This is a genomic window from Pseudoalteromonas thalassia, assembly GCF_049257215.1.
Lineage (GTDB): Bacteria > Pseudomonadota > Gammaproteobacteria > Enterobacterales > Alteromonadaceae > Pseudoalteromonas > Pseudoalteromonas lipolytica_C.
This window is the reverse complement of record NZ_JBMMUE010000008.1, coordinates 129,976-152,388: the sequence shown is the minus strand read 5'-3', so window position 1 is coordinate 152,388 and position 22,413 is coordinate 129,976. Positions and strand designations below refer to the sequence as shown.

Genomic DNA, 22,413 nt, shown 5'->3' with positions numbered 1-22,413 from the left:
GTATCTATGTCGAGTGTAGTTATTTATTGCCGAAGTGGTTTTGAAAATGATGCCGCTGCTGAAATTACTTTTCAGGCTGCCGAGCAAGGTTTTGCGGGGTACGTAAAAACAAAACCAAATACAGGAATTGTTGTGTACGAATGTTTTGATGCAAGCCACGGCGATGAGATCATAAAAAAAGTAGATTTTAAAAATATGGTATTTGCCCGCCAGTGGTTTACGGGCACGTTAGTGGATAATATGCCACTTGAAGACCGCGTTAGTGCCATTGCTGATGCAACCGTTGACTTTCCTGAGTGTGGTGACTTACGTGTAGAAACACCCGACACTAACGAAGGTAAAGAGCTTTCTAAGTTCTGCAAAAAGATTTCGACACCACTTAAAAAGTCGCTTGAAAAACGTGCAAAGGTTACACGTGAACTTGCCCAGAAAAAACCAGTCATGCATGTGTTATTTTTAGCTAATAACAGCGCTTATGTGGGGTATTCGTATACATTTAATAATTCGCCATTCTTTATGGGTATTCCGCGATTACGCATGCCAAGTGATGCACCGAGCCGCTCTACACTTAAATTAGATGAAGCATTTAATGTATTCATTCCACCTCATGAAGCTGAAGAGCGCATGCAACCAGGCATGCGTGGTGTTGACCTAGGTGCGTGCCCAGGAGGTTGGACTTATCAGCTAGTACGCCGTGGAATGTTTGTTAGCGCTATCGATAATGGTCCAATGAATGATGATTTAATGGAAACAGGGCAGGTTAAACACTTTAGAGTCGATGGTTTTAAATATCGCCCTGAAAAGCGCAATATCGACTGGTTAGTGTGCGACATGGTAGAAAAGCCAGCTAAAGTAACGAATCTTATGATTGACTGGGCAGTAAATGCTTATGCCCGCGAGCTGATTTTCAACTTAAAGCTGCCGATGAAGAAGCGTTTTGACAGTGTCTATGAATGCTTAAAAATGATTAAAGAAGAGCTTGAAAAGTACGGTGTAAGTTACGAGTTACAAGCAAAACATTTATATCATGATCGTGAAGAAGTGACCGTTCATTTAAATGTAACTAAAGTGCCACAAAGCCTCTACAGTTAACATCAATTTGAAATTAAAAAAGGCCAATCGCAATTCGATTGGCTTTTTTATTTGAAATCAGCTTAACGTGGTTAAAGTTATGAGCGGTATTTACTGCGGTAATTTTCAACCCATAACCGGGTTCCACCACATACAGCAACCGGCATAACAATAAGGTTTACAATGGGGATTGCTGTTAAGAGCATCACTGCTAAACCAAAGCCATATGATAAGGTTTGCTTTTGTTTTAAGTCATCTTTCATGGCATTAAAACTAATTTTATGGTTATCAAAGGCATAATCTTCGTATTGGATAGCATACATCCAACAGGTGAATAGCACCCATAAAACTTGCCCAATCACAGGTAAAATCCATAGTAGAATAAAAAAGCCTATAGCGCGCGGCAGGTAATAGCAAAGTTTTGTCCATTCTCGGCCTAGCATGCGTGGCACATCTTTCATTGTATCAAGCAGACCATCATCGTTGACTTTTTGACCTGTCAGGTAAAGTTCGACTTTTTCACTGAGCAAGCCGTTGAATGGGGCTGCAATAAAGTTCGTAATAACGGTAAAGAGCATGCTGTAACTAAATAAAATGACAAGCACAGCAATCGGCCACATTAACCATTCAAGCCAGCTCAGCCATTCTGGTAGCAATGAGTTCATGTAAGCAAAGCCATCAGTTAGCCAGCCGTACAAAAAGAACAACGAACTACCAAAAAGCAGGATATTGATTAATAAAGGAATAAGTACAAAACGTTTTAACCCCTTTTGGCTAATTAGTTTAAAGCCAGAAAAGAAGTATTCCATACCTTGAGTAAACTGCACGAGATAACCTCATCTTATTTCTTCTTGTTTGCAGTATAGGGTTTTCAATATGTTTGAACAGTCTTTTTCCGTAACAAAGTGTTTATTGAGCAAAATTGTAGCAAGCAGGCATATTGATTAATTTAAGAGGTTAAGGTGAGTTAGTTTGTTAACAAATCATTGTGAAGTGAATTGTTTAGATATTAAGCAATACCGCCTCACTGGTATTAATGTCTTAAGTTAGCGAAAAACTCTAATGTAAACTTAATTTACGGAACATTGATTTTTAGTTACAACTAACCTGCTAGGCAACCCGCAAGGCTACTCACGTTAAACGTTGTTTTTTATCATTTGAACGTATTTTCAGTTACATCGGGATGAACTAAGCGATACCATGACTGTCTGATAGTACCTATAAAAATGAATAATGAAAACAACAGTAGAGGATCACACTAATATCCGATACTATTATTAACATCATTAACAAAAACGACATATAAAAATGGGAGTTTTATGCAGTTAGTCGATTTAAATCCAGATGATCCAGAAGTAGTAAACGTGTTTGCTGATATAGACCGACTCATTAACTCTTTATACCCCGTAGCTACAGCTCAATCATTAAGTGTTGAAGAGTTAGCTGAGCCTAATGTTTACGCCATAGGTTTAAAAAATGAAGATGGTATTGTTGCCTGCGGAGCGATTGTGATGCAAGAAGGCAACCCACCGTACGGCGAAATCCGTCGCCTGTATGTGAAACCTAGTTATCGAGGTAAAGGTTTGTCTCGCCGAATTATGCAAATCTTATTGCATCATGCTGGTGAACAACAAATCCCGCTAATTCGTCTTGAAACGGGCCCTAAGCAAACTGAATCAATTAGTTTGTACGAAAATTTAGGCTTTCATCGTTGTGGCCCATTTGGCAACTACACTGACAGCCCGCAAAGTTTATTTATGGAACTGGGACTTAATCAGTAATTGTAAGAGCTATTTAAAGCTTTGTTTTTGTGAGGTTAACGTTATTACTAAACTATCCTTGCAGGTCATGTGGCTTTTTATAGCTTTGCTGCTCATTGCGTGTGATAAAAAACACACAATACCTGAACAGCTACAAAACAAACAACCCGACCTTATTATTGATAACGCCGAGTTTTACTTAAACTCATGCCAGTCTCTTAGTGGTGTTTTTAATGATGCTGGCAAGATAACCTCCAGAGTCATTGTTACATTTCCTACTCGCCTTATGAGTTACTGTTCTGAAGAACGAACACAACTTAGCTATGATGGCACATACCTTACAGTAAAGCTTTGTCGAACAGCGTTTGCAGCAGGTGGTTGTGGGCTTGAAAGGTATCGCTCGAAAGATTTTCAACATTGGCAGGAATATATCGGGATTACCTGGGTGAATAATGAGCAGTATGAGGCATGGCGGCAGCTTGGCTCAAGCTCTACTAAAGCAGATGAAATAAACAAAGTTATCCCTTAAGCACCACTGTTTAACTGTCTGTTTAGACTTTAAAATTATTAGTCGATAAACGATTAATTTTTCACATCAAAAATCACTCGTTACGAGTAAAAATTCTTGTTGGACTTGAATCACTATTTTTCTTTTAATGCGCGCAATTACCGCTTGCCAATTTTGGCATTACTAAAATAAAGAGAAAGATAGATGAAAGAAACAACATCACTAGAACAAGCTCGCATGAGTTACAATGTTCGTCATTGGAGCCAAGGTTTCTTTGGTATTAATGATCAAGGTGATGTGTATGTTGCGCCAAAGGCCCATGCCCCAGAGCAAACCATTGCACTAATCGATATCGCACAGCAATTACAAGACAAAGGCTTAAGCTTGCCTGCGTTGGTTCGTTTTCCACAAATTTTACATCATCGAGTACATAGCTTGTGTCAGGCATTTAACACAGCAATTGAGAACTATGGTTACCCGAAAGATTATTTGCTTGTTTACCCAATTAAAGTAAATCAACAACGCGAAGTTGTTGAAGAAATTGTTGCAAGCCAAGCTGATATTGAAAAGAAACAATTGGGCTTAGAGGCGGGCAGTAAGCCTGAGCTATTAACCGTATTAGCAATGGCTGAAAAAACCAGTGCGGTGATTGTATGTAATGGCTACAAAGACCAAGAATACATTCGTTTAGCACTGATTGGCGAAAAGCTAGGCCATAAGGTTTACATTGTTCTCGAGAAACTATCTGAACTAGACATGGTGCTTAGCCAAGCAAAAGAGTTAAATGTAAAACCACGTATTGGTATTCGCGTACGCTTAGCATCGCAAGGTAAGGGTAAATGGCAAGCAAGCGGTGGCGAAAAATCAAAATTTGGTTTATCAGCATCGCAAGTATTGAGCGTGGTTAATCGCTTAAAAGCATCTGATCAACTCGATTTGATCCAACTTGTACACTTTCACCTAGGTTCGCAAATGGCAAACATCCGTGATGTGCGTTTAGGTGTGAGCGAAGCTGCGCGTTTTTACTGCGAGTTACGCAAGTTAGGTGCACAAATTGATTGCTTAGATGTGGGCGGCGGTTTAGCGGTTGATTACGACGGCACTCGTAGCCAGTCTCATAACTCAATGAACTACAGCCTAAGTGAATATGCTAATAACATCGTATACACCATTGGTGACACCTGTAAGTTATATGAGCAGCCAATGCCGCGCATTATTTCTGAGTCAGGTCGTGCATTAACAGCGCACCATGCCGTATTGATTTCAAATGTTATTGGCACCGAAAGCTATGTACCAGAAGACATTCAAGCGCCAGCCGCTGATGCACCACTATTATTAAAAAATATGTGGACATCATGGCAGCAGTTAAGTGATGACAATGATGACCGTGCATTAATCGAAATTTATCATGATAGCCAAGGCGATTTAGCTGAGGCACATAATCAGTTTGCACTTGGTTTATTAGATTTAACTGAGCGAGCATGGGCGGAGCAAGTTAACTTACGTGTATGTTATGAGCTTAACAAACACATGGATAACAAAAACCGTTTTCATCGCCCAATTATTGATGAATTAAATGCGCGATTAGCAGATAAGTTTTTTGTGAACTTTTCATTGTTCCAGTCATTACCTGATGCATGGGGCATTGACCAAGTGTTTCCGGTTCTGCCTTTAAGTGGTTTAACAGAAGCACCACAAAAGCGTGCTGTGTTACTTGATATTACCTGTGACTCAGACGGTGCTATGGAGCACTATGTAGACGGTCAAGGTATTGAAAGCACATTGCCAGTACCTGCATTTAGCGAAGAAAAACCTTATTTAATGGGCTTTTTCTTAGTAGGTGCTTATCAAGAAATTTTAGGTGATATGCACAACTTATTTGGCGACACGCATAGTGCAATCATAAAAATGGATGAACAAGGTCAGGCGCAAATCACCGAGATTAACGAAGGTGATACCGTTGCTGACATGATGCGTTACGTGCATTTAGATGTAGAAAGCTTCCAGCAGTCTTATGCCCAGCTGGTAGCAGCTAAATTGCCAGAAACTGAGCAGCAAAGCGTATTAGATGAGCTGCAAACTGGCTTAAACGGTTACACTTATTTAGAAGAGTTATAAGCAATGTCGACATTGTTTGACCATACAGATCATTCGTTGTACTCAAACGGCATGACGTTTTTACGTCAGCCGATGGTGCAAAACATCACTGCAATCGATGCCGATGTGGTGGTGCTAGGTTTACCATTTGACTTAGCGACCTCAGGTCGCCCAGGTGCACGTTTAGGCCCTGATGCAATTCGTCGTGCTTCAGTGCACCTTGCATGGGAAGAAACCAAGTATCCTTGGACGTTCCCATTATTTGAGCGCTTAAAATTAGCTGATGCCGGTGATTTTACTTACCCAGTAGGCGACCCAGAATATTTTACCGCGCAATTAGAATTAGCGGCTGAGCAAATTCTTCGTCAAGGTAAAACATTATTGGGTTTAGGTGGCGATCACTTTGTGACTTTGCCACTACTACGTGCTCATGCTAAACAGCACGGTAAAATGGCATTAGTTCACTTTGATGCCCACACCGATACTTACAGCAATGGTTCACGTTATGATCATGGTACTATGTTTTATCATGCACCGATGGAAGGACTCATTGATGTTGATCACAGCATTCAAATCGGTATTCGTACTGACTTTGATCAGAGCAAGCATGAGTTTGCAGTGATTGATGCAATGGCTGCTAATGATTTGCCAGCGCAAGATATTGCAGAGCAAATTAAAGCGCGCGTGGGTGACTTACCTGTGTATCTAACCTTTGATATTGACTGCCTTGATCCAGCATTCGCGCCGGGTACTGGCACACCAGTGTGTGGTGGCTTAACTAGCGATAAAGTACTTAAAGTACTTCGTGCATTGAAGGGCATTAATATGGTCGGTATGGATGTGGTTGAAGTATCACCATCTTATGACCAAAGTGAATTAACGGCGATTGCTGCAGCGACCATTGCCAATGAGTTATTACACTTATGGGCTTTGAAGCATAAATACTAAATGAGAGAGACAAAGAGCGCCATTAGGCGCTCTTTTTTTTGATTAACAAGATGAAGCAATTATGCGCTTCTTACATCAACTTTTAACTTAAGTTTTTGCCCAGGTTGAATGTACTTTTGTCCAGCTAATGAGTTCCATTTAATAATATCTTCTACAGACACATTAAACTTAGCAGCAATGCGCGCTAATGAATCACCACGACGGACTTTATAAGTAATGGTGCGCTCTTTGATTTGAGTAGCAGCCAGTTGTGACTTTTCTTCTTTATATACAGTTAGCTTTTGACCAACACGTAATACAGCATCTTTTTTAAGTTTATTCCATGTTGCAAGCTCTGCAATGGTCACATCGTACTCACGGCTAATATCCCACAGCGTATCGCCAGTGGCGACTTTATGGCTTAGCTTTTTACGTGTTGCTTTATTAGCAGCCATACGCACTGATTTTGGTAAATGCTGGCTATTTATCTCACCATCACTCAGTGGTACAAGTAATTGCTGACCAACACGAATAGTATTCGATGAGAGTTTATTCAGTGTTTTAATAGCATTCGTACTAGTAGAAAACTTCTTCGCAATCACAGATAAACTGTCACCGCGCGCAACCACGTATTGCTGCCAACGTAGACGGTCTTTTTGCTCTGTTTTTGCTAGTTTTGCAGAGAACTCTTCAACTTTATCAGACGGTAATAATAAAAAGTGCGGTCCATTAGGATCGGTCGCCCAGCGATTAAAACCCGGGTTTAAACGATAAAGTTCAGTTAAGCTAATACCTGCCATATCAGCTGCAAGCGCTAAGTCAATTTGGCTACCTACATTCACCGCCTCAACTACTTGAGCATTAATAATTGGTTGCCACTTAACACCAAACTCGTCACTGCGTTTAACTAGATCAGACAGTGCTAACAGTTTAGGTACATACGAGGTCGTTTCTTTTGGTAAATCCAAAGACCAAAAGTCTGTTGGTAAATGCTTTTTACGATTCTTTTTAATAGCTCGTAGCAAACGGCCTTCACCTGAGTTATAGGCTGCGATGGCATTTAACCAATCGCCTTCTAAGGTTTTGTGAAGATATGACAAATAATCAAGTGCTGCACGGGTTGACTGTACAATGTCACGACGACCGTCGTACCACCAGTTTTGTTTTAAATCAAAACGCTCACCAGTTTGTGGCATGAATTGCCAGATGCCCGAGGCACTGCGATGTGAATAACCAAATGGGTCAAAAGCACTTTCTACAATCGGTAAAAGCGCAATTTCAATTGGCATTTGACGCTTCTCGACTTCTTCTACAATAAAGTACAAGTAAGGCTCTGCACGCTTAGAGATTCGGTCTAAATATGCCTGATGACGCGCATAGTAGTTACGCTCAGCAACCACTGGGCGGTTTTGTGGCACATCAATCGAAAGTTGGTAACGAATACGCTCCCATACATCATCAAATACCGGTGGTGGCTCATCAAGATCTGCGACCTGTTGATACTGTGCGTTAATCATTAGTGCATCATTAACGTCACTTGGGCTTGCGCCATTGAGCTGTTGCTCAACATCATTATTAGCCGTGGTAGCTGAGTTAGAAGCTGTTAACTGACAACCACTTAGTACCAGCGCAAGTGTTATAACTAAAGGAGACTTATACATATATACCTATATAATCAGGTAAAAAAACTCGGCGAATATTACCTGCTATAAGCACATATTGCCACTTTATGACCAGTATATGTCAGCTCATTATTGCAAGGTGTTGATCTAAATATAGAAAAAATGTAATCGGTAGAGTTACACTTTTAAAAATTATCTTTCCAGGCTCTGAGACCCGCAAAGCGTTGCCAAGGTTCAGCTAGATCAAGATTTTCTTTCAGCTCGCTTGGAAGCTCATCAGTTATGTGTGGAAAATGACAACGGATAAAGGGGTTTATTTGCCTCTCAACGCTTAATTGAGTCGGTAAGCTAATTTTGCCGCTTTCTCGCAGTGCATCTACTTTATCACTGTAGTTGAGAAGGTATTCGTTATTTGGTTCAACAGCTTTTGCAAAGGCCAAGTTGGCCTGCGTGTATTCATGAGTGCAGTAGATTTTACACTCATCAGGCAGAGCTCTTAATTTACATAAAGAGTGCCACATTTGTTCAGCACTGCCTTCAAATAATCGTCCGCAGCCAGCACTAAATAAGGTATCGCCAGTAAAACTTAACTCGTCATTAATGTAACAAACATGATCGAGAGTATGCCCTGGTGTCGCAAGCACAGTAAAAGTGTAATCGTACACCGTCACCTTATCCGCTTCACAAACGCCATGGCTAATGCCTTTGAAAGGGCTGTGTCTTGGTCCGTACACCGGGATATCACGAAATGTTTTTACCAAGGCTGCAACGCCATCGGTGTGATCATAGTGATGATGGGTAATTAAAATCCCTGCCAGTGATAAGTTATTTTCGCTTAGGTAGTTTAGAACGGGCTCTGCCTGTCCTGGGTCGACCACCCACGCTGTTTGTTCAGCTTCATTGCTGATGCACCAAATGTAGTTATCAGAAAAGGCTTTAATTGCTTTAACTTGCACCATGTTTAATTGCTCTATAAAGTGACAGTTAACACACAGTATAACGAGCTCAGAAAATGAAACCAGCCCTTAGTTTTCAAGAAGGTCCTAAGCCATACTCTTGGCAGCAGTTCCCTCATGGTGACTATTTACGTGCTGAAATTGAACGTAAGCTAACACCATGGCTGCCGCGCATGTTTGGTTATCACATGCTCAAACTCGGTAATTTAAGTGGTGAGCTGGCAACCAGTGAAAGTCCTATTAAGCATCAAGTTTGCGTAGCAGAGCAGGGCTTATTTACCGGTGTTATTGCTGATGTAGACGAGTTACCGTTTTATGAGCACAGTGTTGATGCCTGCATATTATCGCACTGTTTAGAATATCATTCTGATCCGCACCATATCTTACGTGAAGCGCATCGTACTTTGATCCCCGGTGGTTACATCGTGATCACAGGCTTTAACCCGTTTAGTTTGTGTGGATTGGCGCAGTTATTACCTTTTAGCCGCCAAAAGCTACCGTGGACAGGGCGGTTTTTTACGCCATCACGAGTAAAAGATTGGTTGAATTTATTAGGCTTTGAAATAATCTCTGATGAGCGTTTTATCCATTCATCGCTTGCAAGAGGAAACCGCTTATCGCGCTTTGCTGCGTGGCGCAGCTTTGGCCAGCAATATTTAAAGCCAATGGGCAGTGTGTATATGCTGGTGGCTAGAAAGCGTGTGGCCCCGCTGACACCAATTAAACCTAAATGGCATGCAAGGCCGCAATTTTCGCCAGTGAAAGGAGCAGGTCTTAGACAAACATCAAAGCAGCACTGTGAGCGGGATAGCTAGATAATGCTGTTGCGTGTCTGTTTTACTTGGATACTGACCTGCACGAATATTTAATTGAATAGCAGGATGCAGTAGTTTTGGCACTGCCAAGGTTGCATCGCGGTTTTCACGTGTTGCAATAAAATCTTGTTTATCTCCTTTTAAGTGAATGTTTTGCTCACGCTGCTCTTTAACCGTGGTTTTGTTTGCTAAAGGTCGACCATCAGGTTGGTAGTCATGGCACATCCAAAGCACTGTATCGTCAGGAAACGCTAAAATTTGTTGTAGTGAATCATATAATTCGCCTGCGCTGCCGCCGGGAAAGTCACAGCGTGCTGTGCCACTGTCTGGCATAAAGAAAGTGTCACCGACAAATACATTGCCATGAATGTGATAGCACACACTGTCAGGAGTGTGGCCAGGCGTGGCAATCACATCAACCTTGTAATTACCTAACTTAAATTGCGCTTTATTAGCAAATAAAGCATCAAAAGGCTCGCCATTACACGGCATATCCAGATTGTAAAGTTGGCTAAAGTGCTTTTGTACTTGTGTGATCCCTTTGCCAGTGCCGAGCTTGCAAGGATGTGTGGCTTGTAATTGCTGCTTTATATAACTTGCCGCAGTTATATGGTCAGCATGGGCGTGGGTTTCAAGTAGCCATTGTAATGTCAGCTGCTCAGTTTTTATGAAGCTGATGATCTCATTGGCTGTGGTAAAACTTAACTCTCCACTTGGCATATCAAAATCAGCTGGCGCATCAATCAGCAAGCAATTTTTAGTGCTTTCACAACTGACTAAATAACAGAGAGTGGCGCTTTGTTGATGAAAAAAAGAGTGAATGCGCAGAGCCATAATGAGTCCTTTATATTTCTTTATAGCCAAATATTATAACATATAACAAAAATATAAAACGGCCTGCGCTAAGTTTCTTTCTAGGTAATTTTAATTACCGTCGTAACCTGTGTCTTCAAGTAATTGATCGCTACCAGCGGCTTCGCGGGCTAGATCGTCAACAATTTCATTATATTTGTTGCCGCTATGACCTTTTACCCAGCGCCATTCTACCTTGTGTTGCTGGCATGCTGCATCGAGTCGTTTCCATAAATCGACATTCTTAACTGGTTTTTTTGCTGCAGTTTTCCAGCCGCGTTTTTTCCAATTTTCGACCCATGACTCAATGCCTTGTTTCACATATTGACTATCGGTCGTCAGAATGACGTGACAAGAGCGGGTGAGGGTTTCTAGTGCAACGATAGCTGCGAGCATTTCCATCCGATTATTGGTTGTTAGGGTATAGCCTTGACTCAATTGCTTTTCGTGGCCGTTGTATCGCATCACGATGCCATACCCTCCAGGCCCAGGATTTCCTAAACATGATCCATCGGTGTAAATCTCTACGGTTTTCTGCACTGTTTTACCTTGATATTGTGTACAATAAAGTGAATATAGAAAGATACCAGAGTCAGGCTTAAGACGATATGGCACATAGACAAATAGTTTTAGATACAGAAACCACGGGTATTGACCCAAAGCAAGGCCACCGCATCATTGAAATCGGTTGTGTTGAACTTGTGAATCGCCGTCTTACTGGCAACAACTTTCATGTGTACATCAATCCACAACGTGAAATAGAAGAAGAAGCGATAGACGTACACGGTATCACCAATGAATTTTTGCGTGATAAACCTTTGTACCACCAAATTGCCCATGAGTTTTTAGAGTATATTCGTGGCGCAGAGCTTGTTATTCATAACGCTGCGTTCGATATCGGCCACATGGACAACGAGTTTGCATTGTTAAATCAAGGTTTTCCGAATACTGCCGATGTATGTAGTGTACTTGATACCTTGAAAATGGCGCGTGACTTGCATCCAGGTCAAAAGAATAACCTTGATGCGCTTTGTCGCCGCTATGATATTGATAACTCAAAGCGTACTTTACACGGCGCATTACTGGATTCCGAGATTCTAGCTGATGTTTACTTGGCAATGACCGGTGGACAAGTAAAGCTGAACCTCAATCAAAATAAAGATGAAGGCTCAACACATCAAACGGGTGGTATTCGTCGTCTTAGTGCCGACAGAGCACCCCTTGTGGTATTAAGAGCAACCGAACAAGAGCAAGCTGCCCATGAAGAACGTTTAGATTTAGTGGCAAAGGGTGGTCAATGTTTATGGCGTGCAGAATAAGGTAATGAAATGAGAAAACAGCTACTAGCAGGAATACTGTGCTTAATGCCTTGTATGGGATTTGCAACAGCACAAGATAAGATAACGCCATTAGCTCGGGATGGGGTTAAAAATGAAATTCCTCTGTTAGAAAATCGTTTTCGCATCGATCATAAAATCGATAAAGTAACCTTACTTTTCTTTCGTAACCGCGGTGCACCTGCCGTTGTATTGGTTCGTCCTGATGGGACTAAGTATTACGCCACAGACTCAGTGAAAAATCATGATCTTGATTGGTATGATGAGCTCAGTTATGACTTAGTCACTATTACTAATCCTATGCCGGGCCCATGGCAGGTTGTTGGCAAAATTTTGCCAGGAAGCCGTATTATGGTGATGGGAGAAATTGAATTAGATGTAGATCCTTTACCGCCGATGCTATTTCGCGGAGAGACAGTGAAACTGACTGGTCGCGTATTAAATGATGGAGAACCCATCGAAGTGGGGCAGTTTCGTGATGTGATTAGTTTGAATGTCGATTTTGTCAGTACTAATAATAGTGATTACTCAAACTTTGGTGCCGGTACGCAAAGTGTCACTGAGTTTAGAGATGATGGCCGTGGTTTTGATGAGCGCCCGCTTGATGGCGTATTTACTGGCGAATTTAAACTGACGTTTCCTGCAGGTGAGTGGCAACCAGAGCTTTATATAGAAACGCCAATACTGAAACGCACCGTGGTACAAAAACCGATTGTGGTGCACGAGCCTCCTTTTGATTATGAAATAGCGCTTGCTGAGCAAGATGAAGGTGACCACATTTTAACAATCACCTTAAATCCTGAAATCGTCAAACCTGAAACCGTGCTCATTCAGGGGAAAATCTATTATCCGAATAATGAAGAGCAAATGTTCTCAATTGATGCGGATAAATCACAAATGCGCGAACTTGCAATTAAAAATTATGACTGGGGTAGATACAGTGTTGAGCTATCTGTATTTGGTAGCAATATAAATGACCGTGAATTTATGGCTACTTTACCTACTTATAAATTTGAAATTGAGCGACCCATTGAAGCTGTACCAGAAATTGTTCGCCCTGAAATCGATTTAGAAGCCCAAGCTGAGCAGCAACGAATTATTGAAGAGGAACAAAAAGCGTCCACTACACTAATGGTGATACTCATTGTTGTTGGAAATTTAATCGTTCTACTGTTAGGGTGGCTAGCGATTCGAATTTTTGTGCAGAAAAAACCACTTAAATTTAAAGTTTCTTTGCCATTTTTAAAGAAAAAAAATAAAACTGAAAATGATGAGCAAGCAGCGAAAGAAAATGAAGTCGGCAAAAATGGCTCAAAAAATGACAAATCAGGTGAAATTTTAAACCTTTCGATGTCAGATGACTAAAAAACCTGTAAAAATACAAAAAACCCCTTGACGAACCAGAGGGTGATTCGTATTATTCACGCCGCTGTCAGGGGAGACTCAGTCAGCAACGAAAATGTGGAGTGGTAGTTCAGTTGGTTAGAATACCGGCCTGTCACGCCGGGGGTCGCGGGTTCGAGTCCCGTCCACTCCGCCAATTTTCGACAATTTGTAAGTACGCGCTGGAGTGGTAGTTCAGTTGGTTAGAATACCGGCCTGTCACGCCGGGGGTCGCGGGTTCGAGTCCCGTCCACTCCGCCAATTACTTACACAACGTTTGGTTGTAAAACATTTTTCCTTTGCGGAGTGGTAGTTCAGTTGGTTAGAATACCGGCCTGTCACGCCGGGGGTCGCGGGTTCGAGTCCCGTCCACTCCGCCAATAGGAAAAAATAAATAGCATTAAATACTGCGGAGTGGTAGTTCAGTTGGTTAGAATACCGGCCTGTCACGCCGGGGGTCGCGGGTTCGAGTCCCGTCCACTCCGCCATTTGTTTTCCTCAAACAAATGATTAGATAAGTCTTTACTTAACAACGCACTTTTTAATTATACTTACAACGTATCTCGTATCTCGTATCTCGTATCTCGTATCTCGTATCTTTCATCCTATCTTGCTAATATTCTTCATTATTCCTATTTATTCAGCTTTTTATATCTGCATGAATAGCAAAGAATGGCGGCTCCACAACAAAAAGGAAATGCGTTATGAGTACATTCGGAACACAACTAAAACACTATCGCAGTGAGCTAAAACTGAGCCAACCAGAATTTGCAGAGCAAGTTGGAATAGAGCAAAGTTACCTTTCAAAACTTGAGAACGATAAATCAGTGCCTTCGAATGACACATTTCGTTCAATATTAACGGCGCTCAATCTAACAATTTGCGACTTTATGGAGCCATTAAAACATTCTGTAGATAAAGCTCGGTTGATTAATGTGCCTGACATTGAAGCTTGGTATAAGCAACAAAGTAATAAGCAATTCATTAAGCAGCGTTCACTCGTCTATATTGCCATACTGTTAAGTGCGCTAGGCTGTGCCATGTGTTATTTAGGGCATCAAGAAAAGCTATTCAATACAAAATTCTATGAGTACAAATCATATGGTGTGGTGAAAGATAATGAACCAGATGGCATTTTTCATGATTGGCGTATGCTGGTAGAGCAAAGCAGCGAGAAAATAGATGCTAAACGTCGTGAAATGATTAGCAGGCATGATTTTAAATTTATTATCTCAGCGGACTATAAAGGTTTTTCGTTTGTAGAATCTGGCGAGCAAGGCAGGCGTTTATATAACCTTACTTCAAAAACACCTGTTATCAAGCCCCATAAAGGCCATGTGTGGCTTGAGTTTATAGGTATCTTATTGTTTGTAGTTGGTGCAGGTCTCATAACATTTGAGAGTAAACTGACAAGACAGCATTAATGAGTTGTAGAACCTGACGCGTGTTAGCTGGCGTCAGGATCGCGAGGAATTAAATGAGCAAATTGCTGCTGGTGGATTTGCTCATATAGGGTAGCTGCATAGCTTTGCGCGTCTTGTAATCGGCGCGTACTGATGTGTTTTCGAAGGTCGTTAAGTGCTGCGGTTGCAGGCTCATAACCCTGACTACTTGCCAGACTTAGCCACACCGCGCCATGAAATACACTGTGCGGTACACCTTGCCCTTTGATGAAAAACAGCCCCATATAAAATTGTGCCCTATGATTACCCGCCATAGCAGCTAAACGCATCCATTTGGCAGCAAGGGGAGGCTGTTCATTTTTTAAATAATACAAAGCTTTGTTTAGTACGTTTTCAACAGATTGAGTACTTTTATCTGGCGCCGACCCTTTATCGGGTTGGGTTATAAAGGCAAGTACATTATCAAGCTGTTGCTCTAAATCTAAGCCTACTGGCGAATTATCAGACATAGTTTAGTTATTTTCTTGAAATAAAAGACCTTATTAGTTTAGAACATTGCAAGGTAAAATGTCCTCTTATTGAGATAAAATATGATAAAATTAGCCAATTAATCTCAACTTAAAGTTAAACATGTTCGAAAGACTTTTCAAAATCACTGAAAACAACACCTCTGTGCGCCGCGAGACTATTGCTGGCATCACAACATTCATTACCATGGTTTACATTGTATTTGTTAACCCTGCAATGCTTGCAGAAGCGGGAATGGATCAAGGTGCCGCATTCGTAGCAACTTGTATTGCTGCTGCAATTGGCTGTTTTATCATGGGCTTATGGGCAAACTATCCATTAGCACTGGCACCGGGTATGGGCTTAAACGCGTTCTTTACCTATGGTGTAGTGCTTGGTATGGGCTACACTTGGCAAGCCGCACTTGGTGCAGTATTTATGTCTGGCTGTATATTTTTGTGTTTAAGCCTATTTAAGGTGCGAGAGTGGATCATTGATGCGATCCCTCTGGTATTAAAGCGTGCGATTGCCACAGGTATTGGTGCTTTCTTAGCGCTTATTGCACTAAAAAATGCCGGTATTATTGTAGCAAGTCCTGCAACCTTAGTGCAGTTAGGCGATATCACAGCTCCTGGTCCTTTACTGGCTATCTTTAGCTTTTTTGTTATTGCGGCTCTTCTATACCGCGACATGAAAAGCGGCGTGCTAATTAGCATTTTATTGGTTACGGCTATCGCCCTTGGCTTAGACCTTGTGGAGTATCAAGGGATTATTTCAATGCCACCTTCAATTGCGCCAACCTTTATGCAACTGGATTTTGCTGCAGCACTAGAAATTTCAATGTTAACGGTAATCTTTGCCTTCTTATTTGTTGATTTGTTTGACACTTCAGGTACCTTGGTTGCTGTAACGCAAAAGGCAGGTCTTGCTGATGAGCAAGGTAAAATGCCACGCCTAGGTCGTGCGTTAAGTGCCGACAGCACAGCAACGATTGCAGGCTCAATGCTTGGTACTTCAACGACAACGTCATACATTGAATCTGTAGCGGGTGTGTCTGTAGGTGGCCGTACAGGTCTTACAGCTGTTGTTGTGGGTATTTGTTTCTTGTTAATGATGTTCTTTGCACCACTAGCCGGGATGATCCCTGCGTATGCAACGGCAGGTGCGATTTTGTATGTTGCTGTTTTAATGATGCAAAACTTAAAGCTGGTAAATTGGGATGATATGACAGATGCCATTCCAGTGAGCGTGGTATTATTAATGACGCCGTTAACTTTCTCGATTGCGCACGGTATCGCACTGGGTTTTATTTCGTATACTGCGGTGAAGTTGGTATGTGGTAAAAAAGATGAAATCAGTATTAGTGTGTGGGTGTTAACAGCATTATTTATTGTTAAGTTCGCGTTTTTATCTTAAACACCAACTAAATAAAAAAGCACAAAGAAAAAGTGGTTTACCACTTTTTCTTTGGTGCGAATAACACGTCTAAGTCGTCTTGCTCTTGCTCTGCTTTTTTCTTAAGTGACGTTGCATTTGACGCTTTCAGTTCAGAGCTTATCGCTTCTAAGTAATTCTCAACTTCTTGTTTTTTACTATTAACATATTCATCGCTATAACTAACAGATGATAGTGTTGCGAGTGCTTTTTCAAAGTATTGTCTCGCAGAGCCAACCATATTGGCAGAGCGAGCAGACATACCTCGCTTAATTTGGCTTTCGACATTAATACGTAATTGAAGTTTTTCTAAACGTTTATCTTCGGCAACAAAAACTTGGCTATCGACTTTGCCTTTACCATGTTCAGAGCGAAGTAAGGTACGCAGTTTCTTTATACCCTGGATAAGTGAAATAAGTTGTTTGTCGTTATCTGGTAATACTAACGCTTCTGTGTTGTTGACTTCGAGAGGAGCGGTTAAGCGTTCTTTTGATTCTTTTAAACGATTTTTTAATTCTCTTGAGTTTGGCGAAAGTTGCACCATGCTTGCTAGTGCATCATAAATACGTCGTTGAATAATGCGTAAGGTGTTTTCAGACATAGGGATATTCGTACTGTTAAGAAGTACATCTTCTGCCTCTTCGATAATTTTTTTTTGTTTTGTTAGTTCTTTGCGGCGCTCAGCTTCTTGTTTTTCTTTGTGTTGCTGCACAGCACTTACCCACAGTGCGATTACGATTAATGCAACAATGAGCATGATGATGATAGAAACAATCATTACTAAATCTCAGTTTTAACTATCTAATTTTTTTATCTTACATTAAAAAGATTAGATCTGGATAGTTTTGCGGTTACTTATCTAGAATAAACTTCTGATGTTTACTACTTTTTAATGAGTATAGCGTTAAAGCAGCATCTTTATTGAATATTTTGCGAGTAAACACGGCTACCGAGCAGTAATTTATTGTGTTAGCCTTAGAAACAATCGATATAAAAGTATAGCGCGATGAAATATCACTTGGCATTGCGCTTTGCAGCCTTTATAAATAAACAATAACAACGTTTACAATGCAGCCATGAAATTACAACAACTCAGATATATAGTCGAAGTCCAAAATCATAAACTAAATGTTTCAGCGACAGCAGAAAGTTTATTTACTTCTCAACCGGGGATCTCAAAGCAGGTACGTATGCTTGAAGATGAGCTCGGCGTACAAATTTTTGGTCGTAGTGGTAAACACCTTACGCACGTAACCAGTGCGGGTAACGAAATTATTAATATTTCACGCGAGATACTATCAAAAGTTGAGGGTATTAAAGCGGTTGCCAATGAACATACTTTACCGGATCAAGGTAAGCTAAACATTGCTACAACACATACCCAAGCACGTTATGCATTACCTAATGTTATTCAGGGCTTTATGAAAAAATACCCTGCAGTATCGTTGCACATGCATCAAGGTACGCCGCAGCAAATTTCGGACGCCGCAGCGCGCGGTGACGCAGACTTTGCCATTGCAACAGAGGCTTTGCATTTATACTCTGATCTAGTGATGCTGCCATGTTATCACTGGAATCGCAGTATCGTTGTTGCAAAAACACATCCACTGGCGCAAAAGGCTGATAACTTAACAGTTGCAGATGTTGCTAAATATCCCCTTATAACTTATGTGTTTGGTTTTACAGGTCGATCTGAATTAGATAAAGCTTTTAATGCTCATGGGCTTGAGCCGCATATTGTATTTACTGCAACGGACGCGGATGTAATTAAAACCTATGTGCGTTTAGGACTTGGGGTGGGGGTTGTAGCTTCAATGGCCATTGACCAAGTAACTGATAATGATTTGGTGTGTATTGATGCTAGTCACTTATTTGAAGCCAGTACTACTAAGATTGGTTTTAGAAAAGGCAGCTTTTTACGCAGCTACATGTATGACTTTATCGAGCGTTTTGCACCACACTTAACTAAAGAGTTAGTTGAGCGAGCAAGTTTATTACGTAACCAAGAAGATGTTGATAAGCTCTTCGAAAATATTGAGTTACCAGTAAAATAGAGATAAAAAAGCCGCTTTAAAGCGGCTTTTTTATGTGCTGAAGACGTGCTGTAAATTAACACTCGATGATATTAACCGCCAAGCCACCGCGAGCGGTTTCTTTGTATTTGGTTTTCATATCATTACCTGTGTCGAGCATGGTTTTAATTACCTTATCAAGGGTCACTTTTTGCTCGCCAGAGCCACGCATTGCAAGGCGTGACGCATTGATTGCTTTTATAGCACCCATCGCATTACGTTCAATACACGGTACTTGCACAAGGCCACCAACAGGGTCACAGGTAAGACCTAGATTGTGCTCCATGCCGATTTCAGCAGCGTTCTCAACTTGCACAACATTACCACCCATTATTTCAGTTAGTGCGCCAGCCGCCATTGAGCAAGCAACACCCACTTCGCCTTGGCAACCTACTTCAGCACCCGAAATTGAGGCATTCTTTTTATACAAAATACCAATTGCCGCAGCTGTTAATAAATAACGGGTGGCAATATCTCGGTCTACTTCTTTAATGAAAGTGTGATAATACATCAATACCGCTGGTAAAATACCTGCAGCACCATTGGTTGGTGCGGTAACAACACGGCCGCCAGCTGCATTTTCTTCGTTCACAGCAAGGGCAAATAAATCAACCCAATCCATAGCGCGAAGCGGGTCGTTGTTAACTTCAATATTTAATTTAAGGTGTAAGCTAGGTGCACGACGTTTTACTTTTAAGCCGCCCGGTAAGATACCTTCTGTGCGCATACCACGTTCAATACAGGCTTTCATGACTTGCCAAATATTAAACAGCTCATCTTTGATGTCTTTTTCACTACGAAGAGTTTTTTCGTTATGCATCATAAGCGTTGATACACTAAACCCTGATTCGCGACACAGCTCTAATAACTCTTTAGCAGTATTGAATGGGTAAGGTGCTGGGTTTTCTTCGCGGATTTCGAGCGCTTTTTGTTTTTCGTTCTCAAACTCTTCATCACTTACGATAAAGCCACCACCGATTGAGTAATACACCTTACTAAAAAGTTTTTCGCCATTTTGGCTCGCAATGATTTCCATCGCATTTGAATGCTTAGGCAATGTTTTACGACGATGGAATACAATCGCTCCTTGCTTAGGGAAATTAGCTTTATGGCTTTGGTTTAAGTAAATAACCTGTTCTTTTTCGATTTTCGCGAGAATATCATCGACTAAATCAGCATCAATGGTTTCTGGATCATAACCGGCAAGGCCTAAGATCACGGCTTTACCTGAGCCATGGCCAATGCCCGTTTGGCCTAATGAACCAAACAGCTCTACTTTAATATCGGTGACGTTTGTAAGTATGTTTTTTTCTTCTAATTCGTTTACAAATAAACGCGAAGCGCGCATTGGGCCAACTGTGTGAGATGACGATGGGCCAATACCAATACTAAACATATCGAATGCACTGATCATAATTTGCTACTCATTTTCCTATTAAACGCTATACCTAAAATGTAGTCCCCTTTACATACTTTGCTCAGTAACTTAGGGGAAGGTATATCTGTCTTTGAACGGTGCCACATGATAACGTTTCTATGTGGCTGTGTAACCCTAAAAGCAGGATAATTAAACTGGTAGGGCGAGCTGCTTGATAAAGTTGTTAATTATGCTCGCGGTTGCTCCCCAAAGTAGGCCATGCGGGGTCATCAAGCCCTGTAATATGATGGTTTTGCCATTGCGCTCAAAAGGGAGAGGTTGCCAATTTTGCTGGTTGCTCAAATGTGATATCGGTAGCAAAAAACTGGCGGCCACTTCATTAGGATCTGCTTGCCATGTAGTGCCTTTACTAAGTACACAAACAAATGGTTCAATAGTGAAACCAGTTAGAGTCGCATACTGGTGTAATTTACCGTGAACAGTCACTTGATGTGTCGCAATGTTGAGCTCTTCATTAAGCTCTCGAAGGGCAGTGTGCATTAAAGTGTCATCTTGCTCCTCATACTTACCACCCGGTAAGCAAATCTCCCCCGGGTGATGAAGTAAATAACTTGGTCGTTTGCACAGCAATAAATGCGCTTCGTCGTTAACATCAAGCAGAGGGAGCATTACGGCACTGGCACGCTTTTCGGCATTAAAGCGAATGGTGGTAGGGCGCTCTGTGGTTTGACTTAAACTAAAGCGGGCAATTATTTGCTGACTATTCAAGGCTTTTACTTCAACTTTTACTTTAATAAAGGCAGTATTTTATTTACTTTATCGTAAGTTTCTTGGTACTCCAAGTCGACCTTTGAATCAGCCACTATGCCACCGCCAGCCCAACAATAGATAGCACCTTGATGACACACTAAAGTACGAATTGTGATACTGGTATCCATATTGCCACAGGCACTTAAATAGCCAATTGAACCACAATACACACTACGGCGATGTGGTTCGAGCTCTTCTATAATTTCCATAGCGCGAATTTTCGGTGCTCCGGTAATTGAGCCACCCGGGAAAGCGGCATGAATTTGGTCAACGGCATCTTTACCCTCGGCTAATTCTGCGCGCACTGTACTTACTAAATGATGTACCGCAGGAAAGCTTTCAATGGCAAATAGCGATGGCACAGTCACGCTGCCAGGACGAGCCACTTTGCCTAAATCGTTGCGCAATAGGTCAACAATCATGACATTTTCTGCACGATCTTTTTCAGATTGTTGTAAGCGAGTTGCTTGCGCTTGGTCTTGCTCTGAGTCAGCTAAGCGTGGCAGGGTTCCTTTAATCGGCTTGGTTTCAATTTGCCCTTGATTTATCGAGATAAAGCGCTCAGGTGAGATAGATAAAATAGCGCCATCTGGGTGATTGATATAGCTTGAAAACGGTGCTTTATTCGCTTCTCGAAGTTGTTTATAGGCTTGCCATGTTGAACCTGAAAACTCAGCTTTGAATCGTTGTGCAAGGTTGATCTGGTAACAGTCACCGCTTTTTAAATAAGCTTGAATTTTCTCAAACTTTTCGCTGTAGCTGGCTTTGCTCATGTTTGACTGCCAGTCGCTTTGCAGCGCAAACTCTGCACTTGCAGGTGTTTCGTTTAGGTGCTGCTGGTATAGCGCTAAGCGATTTTGATTTGGCTGACAAACGTAAAACCAACTTTGTTGTTGCTTATCAAAAATAAGGGCATCAGGATAAAGTCCAACAGCCATTTGCGGCATGTTAATGTCGTTTTCGGCATGATTTGGCATAGTTTCAATCACACGGCCTAAATCATAACCAAAATAGCCAAGCCAACCACCCGTAAAAGGTAGGTTATTCGTGCTTGGTGCGTGATTAAATTCCTGAAGAGCCGCTTTCATTAAACTAAAACAATCACTCGATTGTTGCTTACCGTCGATAAAGCACTGATTTTCGCGCACCTCTAATTGCTTTAGCGGCGCAATGGCAATGATATCAAAGCGACTATTTACATGTTCACTGTTAGCTGAATCAAGCAACACGGCATGGGGCAAATGAGAAAAATGAGTAAATAGCGCGATGCAATCACCGCTTAAATCTAATTTAATGCACAAATTTTCATCGTTTATCATCTACATTGCCCTGAATAACTAGCCCGAAACGGGCGAGGAGGGTATCATAAGTTAAATTTGATTGGCAGCGTTATGATTTCCTTTATAGTGATGCCATGACTAACCCGTAGAGTAAATCTTCGTCACCGGTTTACTCAGGATCACGTACAGCGCTACGCGATA

At 41.4% G+C, this 22,413-nt stretch carries 21 protein-coding genes and 4 tRNA genes; 15 read left to right on the top strand and 10 right to left on the bottom strand.

All coding sequences use genetic code 11. The annotated features are described in order from the left end of the window. Positions 1-6 precede the first annotated feature (6 nt). The gene (gene rlmM, locus AAEU31_RS11460; protein ID WP_135924149.1) at positions 7-1,092 is read left to right on the top strand and encodes a 23S rRNA (cytidine(2498)-2'-O)-methyltransferase RlmM; all 1,086 of its coding nucleotides are present in this window, start codon (positions 7-9) and stop codon (positions 1,090-1,092) included. Positions 1,093-1,169: 77 nt separating this feature from the next. Here rlmM and cysZ read toward each other — a convergent pair whose 3' ends face one another. Then, positions 1,170-1,880, bottom strand: coding sequence for a sulfate transporter CysZ (gene cysZ / locus AAEU31_RS11455; RefSeq protein ID WP_199525844.1), 711 nt, complete (start codon positions 1,878-1,880; stop codon positions 1,170-1,172). A gap of 510 nt (positions 1,881-2,390) precedes the next feature. On the opposite strand from cysZ, the gene AAEU31_RS11450 reads away from it, so the two are divergent. From AAEU31_RS11450 to speB, 4 genes are all read left to right on the top strand, one after another. Continuing rightward, on the top strand, positions 2,391-2,852 hold the full coding sequence (locus tag AAEU31_RS11450) for a GNAT family N-acetyltransferase (protein WP_135924151.1): 462 nt from the start codon (positions 2,391-2,393) through the stop codon (positions 2,850-2,852). 67 nt (positions 2,853-2,919) lie between these two features. Further along, the gene (locus AAEU31_RS11445) at positions 2,920-3,360 is read left to right on the top strand and encodes a hypothetical protein (protein ID WP_138557641.1); all 441 of its coding nucleotides are present in this window, start codon (positions 2,920-2,922) and stop codon (positions 3,358-3,360) included. A 183-nt stretch (positions 3,361-3,543) separates the two neighbouring features. Next, the gene (gene speA, locus AAEU31_RS11440; RefSeq protein ID WP_421967269.1) at positions 3,544-5,457 is read left to right on the top strand and encodes a biosynthetic arginine decarboxylase; all 1,914 of its coding nucleotides are present in this window, start codon (positions 3,544-3,546) and stop codon (positions 5,455-5,457) included. 3 nt (positions 5,458-5,460) lie between these two features. After that, a complete protein-coding gene (speB, locus tag AAEU31_RS11435) occupies positions 5,461-6,384 on the top strand; it encodes an agmatinase (protein ID WP_063706052.1) in 924 nt (307 codons plus the stop codon). 59 nt (positions 6,385-6,443) lie between these two features. Here the strand turns inward: speB and AAEU31_RS11430 are convergent, their stop codons facing one another. Both AAEU31_RS11430 and gloB read right to left on the bottom strand, forming a co-directional pair. Continuing rightward, positions 6,444-8,024, bottom strand: a complete 1,581-nt coding sequence (locus AAEU31_RS11430) for a LysM peptidoglycan-binding domain-containing protein (protein WP_421967268.1) — start codon at positions 8,022-8,024, stop codon at positions 6,444-6,446. 146 nt (positions 8,025-8,170) lie between these two features. Continuing rightward, positions 8,171-8,944, bottom strand: coding sequence for a hydroxyacylglutathione hydrolase (gene gloB / locus AAEU31_RS11425; protein ID WP_138557644.1), 774 nt, complete (start codon positions 8,942-8,944; stop codon positions 8,171-8,173). Positions 8,945-8,997: 53 nt separating this feature from the next. On the opposite strand from gloB, the gene AAEU31_RS11420 reads away from it, so the two are divergent. Continuing rightward, positions 8,998-9,756 (top strand): class I SAM-dependent methyltransferase, encoded by a 759-nt coding sequence (locus tag AAEU31_RS11420; protein ID WP_135924156.1) that lies wholly within the window; start codon positions 8,998-9,000, stop codon positions 9,754-9,756. Here AAEU31_RS11420 and AAEU31_RS11415 read toward each other — a convergent pair. Further along, positions 9,727-10,590: an MBL fold metallo-hydrolase gene (locus AAEU31_RS11415; RefSeq protein WP_421967267.1), complete on the bottom strand. Its 864-nt coding sequence runs from the start codon at positions 10,588-10,590 to the stop codon at positions 9,727-9,729. The two genes, AAEU31_RS11420 and AAEU31_RS11415, sit on opposite strands and share 30 nt — an antisense overlap. A 90-nt stretch (positions 10,591-10,680) precedes the next feature. Then, the gene (rnhA, locus tag AAEU31_RS11410; protein WP_421967266.1) at positions 10,681-11,148 is read right to left on the bottom strand and encodes a ribonuclease HI; all 468 of its coding nucleotides are present in this window, start codon (positions 11,146-11,148) and stop codon (positions 10,681-10,683) included. Positions 11,149-11,216: 68 nt separating this feature from the next. Between rnhA and dnaQ the strand changes: the two genes are divergently transcribed. The 7 genes from dnaQ to AAEU31_RS11375 all read left to right on the top strand — a co-directional run bounded on the left by dnaQ (position 11,217) and on the right by AAEU31_RS11375 (position 14,752). Continuing rightward, positions 11,217-11,927 (top strand): DNA polymerase III subunit epsilon, encoded by a 711-nt coding sequence (gene dnaQ / locus AAEU31_RS11405; protein ID WP_135924158.1) that lies wholly within the window; start codon positions 11,217-11,219, stop codon positions 11,925-11,927. Between the two features lie 45 nt (positions 11,928-11,972). Then, positions 11,973-13,310 (top strand): TIGR03503 family protein, encoded by a 1,338-nt coding sequence (locus AAEU31_RS11400; protein ID WP_421967286.1) that lies wholly within the window; start codon positions 11,973-11,975, stop codon positions 13,308-13,310. A 98-nt stretch (positions 13,311-13,408) separates the two neighbouring features. Next, positions 13,409-13,485, top strand: a tRNA-Asp gene (locus AAEU31_RS11395). Between the two features lie 27 nt (positions 13,486-13,512). Beyond that, positions 13,513-13,589 (top strand) — tRNA-Asp (locus AAEU31_RS11390). Positions 13,590-13,631: 42 nt separating this feature from the next. After that, a tRNA-Asp gene (locus tag AAEU31_RS11385) sits at positions 13,632-13,708 on the top strand. Between the two features lie 31 nt (positions 13,709-13,739). Next, a tRNA-Asp gene (locus AAEU31_RS11380) sits at positions 13,740-13,816 on the top strand. A 216-nt stretch (positions 13,817-14,032) separates the two neighbouring features. Then, entirely contained in the window at positions 14,033-14,752 is a 720-nt protein-coding gene (locus AAEU31_RS11375) for a helix-turn-helix domain-containing protein (protein ID WP_421967265.1), read from the top strand. 23 nt (positions 14,753-14,775) lie between these two features. Here AAEU31_RS11375 and AAEU31_RS11370 read toward each other — a convergent pair whose 3' ends face one another. Then, positions 14,776-15,240 carry an SEL1-like repeat protein gene (locus AAEU31_RS11370; protein ID WP_135924161.1) on the bottom strand — a complete coding sequence of 155 codons (465 nt, stop codon included), beginning with the start codon at positions 15,238-15,240 and terminating at the stop codon, positions 14,776-14,778. Positions 15,241-15,361: 121 nt separating this feature from the next. On the opposite strand from AAEU31_RS11370, the gene AAEU31_RS11365 reads away from it, so the two are divergent. Next, on the top strand, positions 15,362-16,654 hold the full coding sequence (locus AAEU31_RS11365; protein WP_168246726.1) for an NCS2 family permease: 1,293 nt from the start codon (positions 15,362-15,364) through the stop codon (positions 16,652-16,654). 37 nt (positions 16,655-16,691) lie between these two features. Here the strand turns inward: AAEU31_RS11365 and AAEU31_RS11360 are convergent, their stop codons facing one another. Further along, positions 16,692-17,450: a hypothetical protein gene (locus tag AAEU31_RS11360; RefSeq protein WP_135924162.1), complete on the bottom strand. Its 759-nt coding sequence runs from the start codon at positions 17,448-17,450 to the stop codon at positions 16,692-16,694. Positions 17,451-17,748: 298 nt separating this feature from the next. Here AAEU31_RS11360 and cysB point away from each other — a divergent pair, with 298 nt between their 5' ends. Continuing rightward, on the top strand, positions 17,749-18,726 hold the full coding sequence (gene cysB / locus AAEU31_RS11355) for an HTH-type transcriptional regulator CysB (RefSeq protein ID WP_135924163.1): 978 nt from the start codon (positions 17,749-17,751) through the stop codon (positions 18,724-18,726). Positions 18,727-18,781: 55 nt separating this feature from the next. Here the strand turns inward: cysB and AAEU31_RS11350 are convergent, their stop codons facing one another. The 3 genes from AAEU31_RS11350 to pabB all read right to left on the bottom strand — a co-directional run bounded on the left by AAEU31_RS11350 (position 18,782) and on the right by pabB (position 22,251). Next, complete coding sequence (locus AAEU31_RS11350) at positions 18,782-20,158, bottom strand: L-serine ammonia-lyase (RefSeq protein WP_135924164.1); 1,377 nt, start codon at positions 20,156-20,158, stop codon at positions 18,782-18,784. A 153-nt stretch (positions 20,159-20,311) separates the two neighbouring features. Next, positions 20,312-20,890, bottom strand: a complete 579-nt coding sequence (locus AAEU31_RS11345; RefSeq protein WP_138556782.1) for an NUDIX hydrolase — start codon at positions 20,888-20,890, stop codon at positions 20,312-20,314. 17 nt (positions 20,891-20,907) lie between these two features. Beyond that, positions 20,908-22,251 carry an aminodeoxychorismate synthase component I gene (gene pabB / locus AAEU31_RS11340; RefSeq protein WP_421967264.1) on the bottom strand — a complete coding sequence of 448 codons (1,344 nt, stop codon included), beginning with the start codon at positions 22,249-22,251 and terminating at the stop codon, positions 20,908-20,910. Positions 22,252-22,413 lie beyond the last annotated feature (162 nt).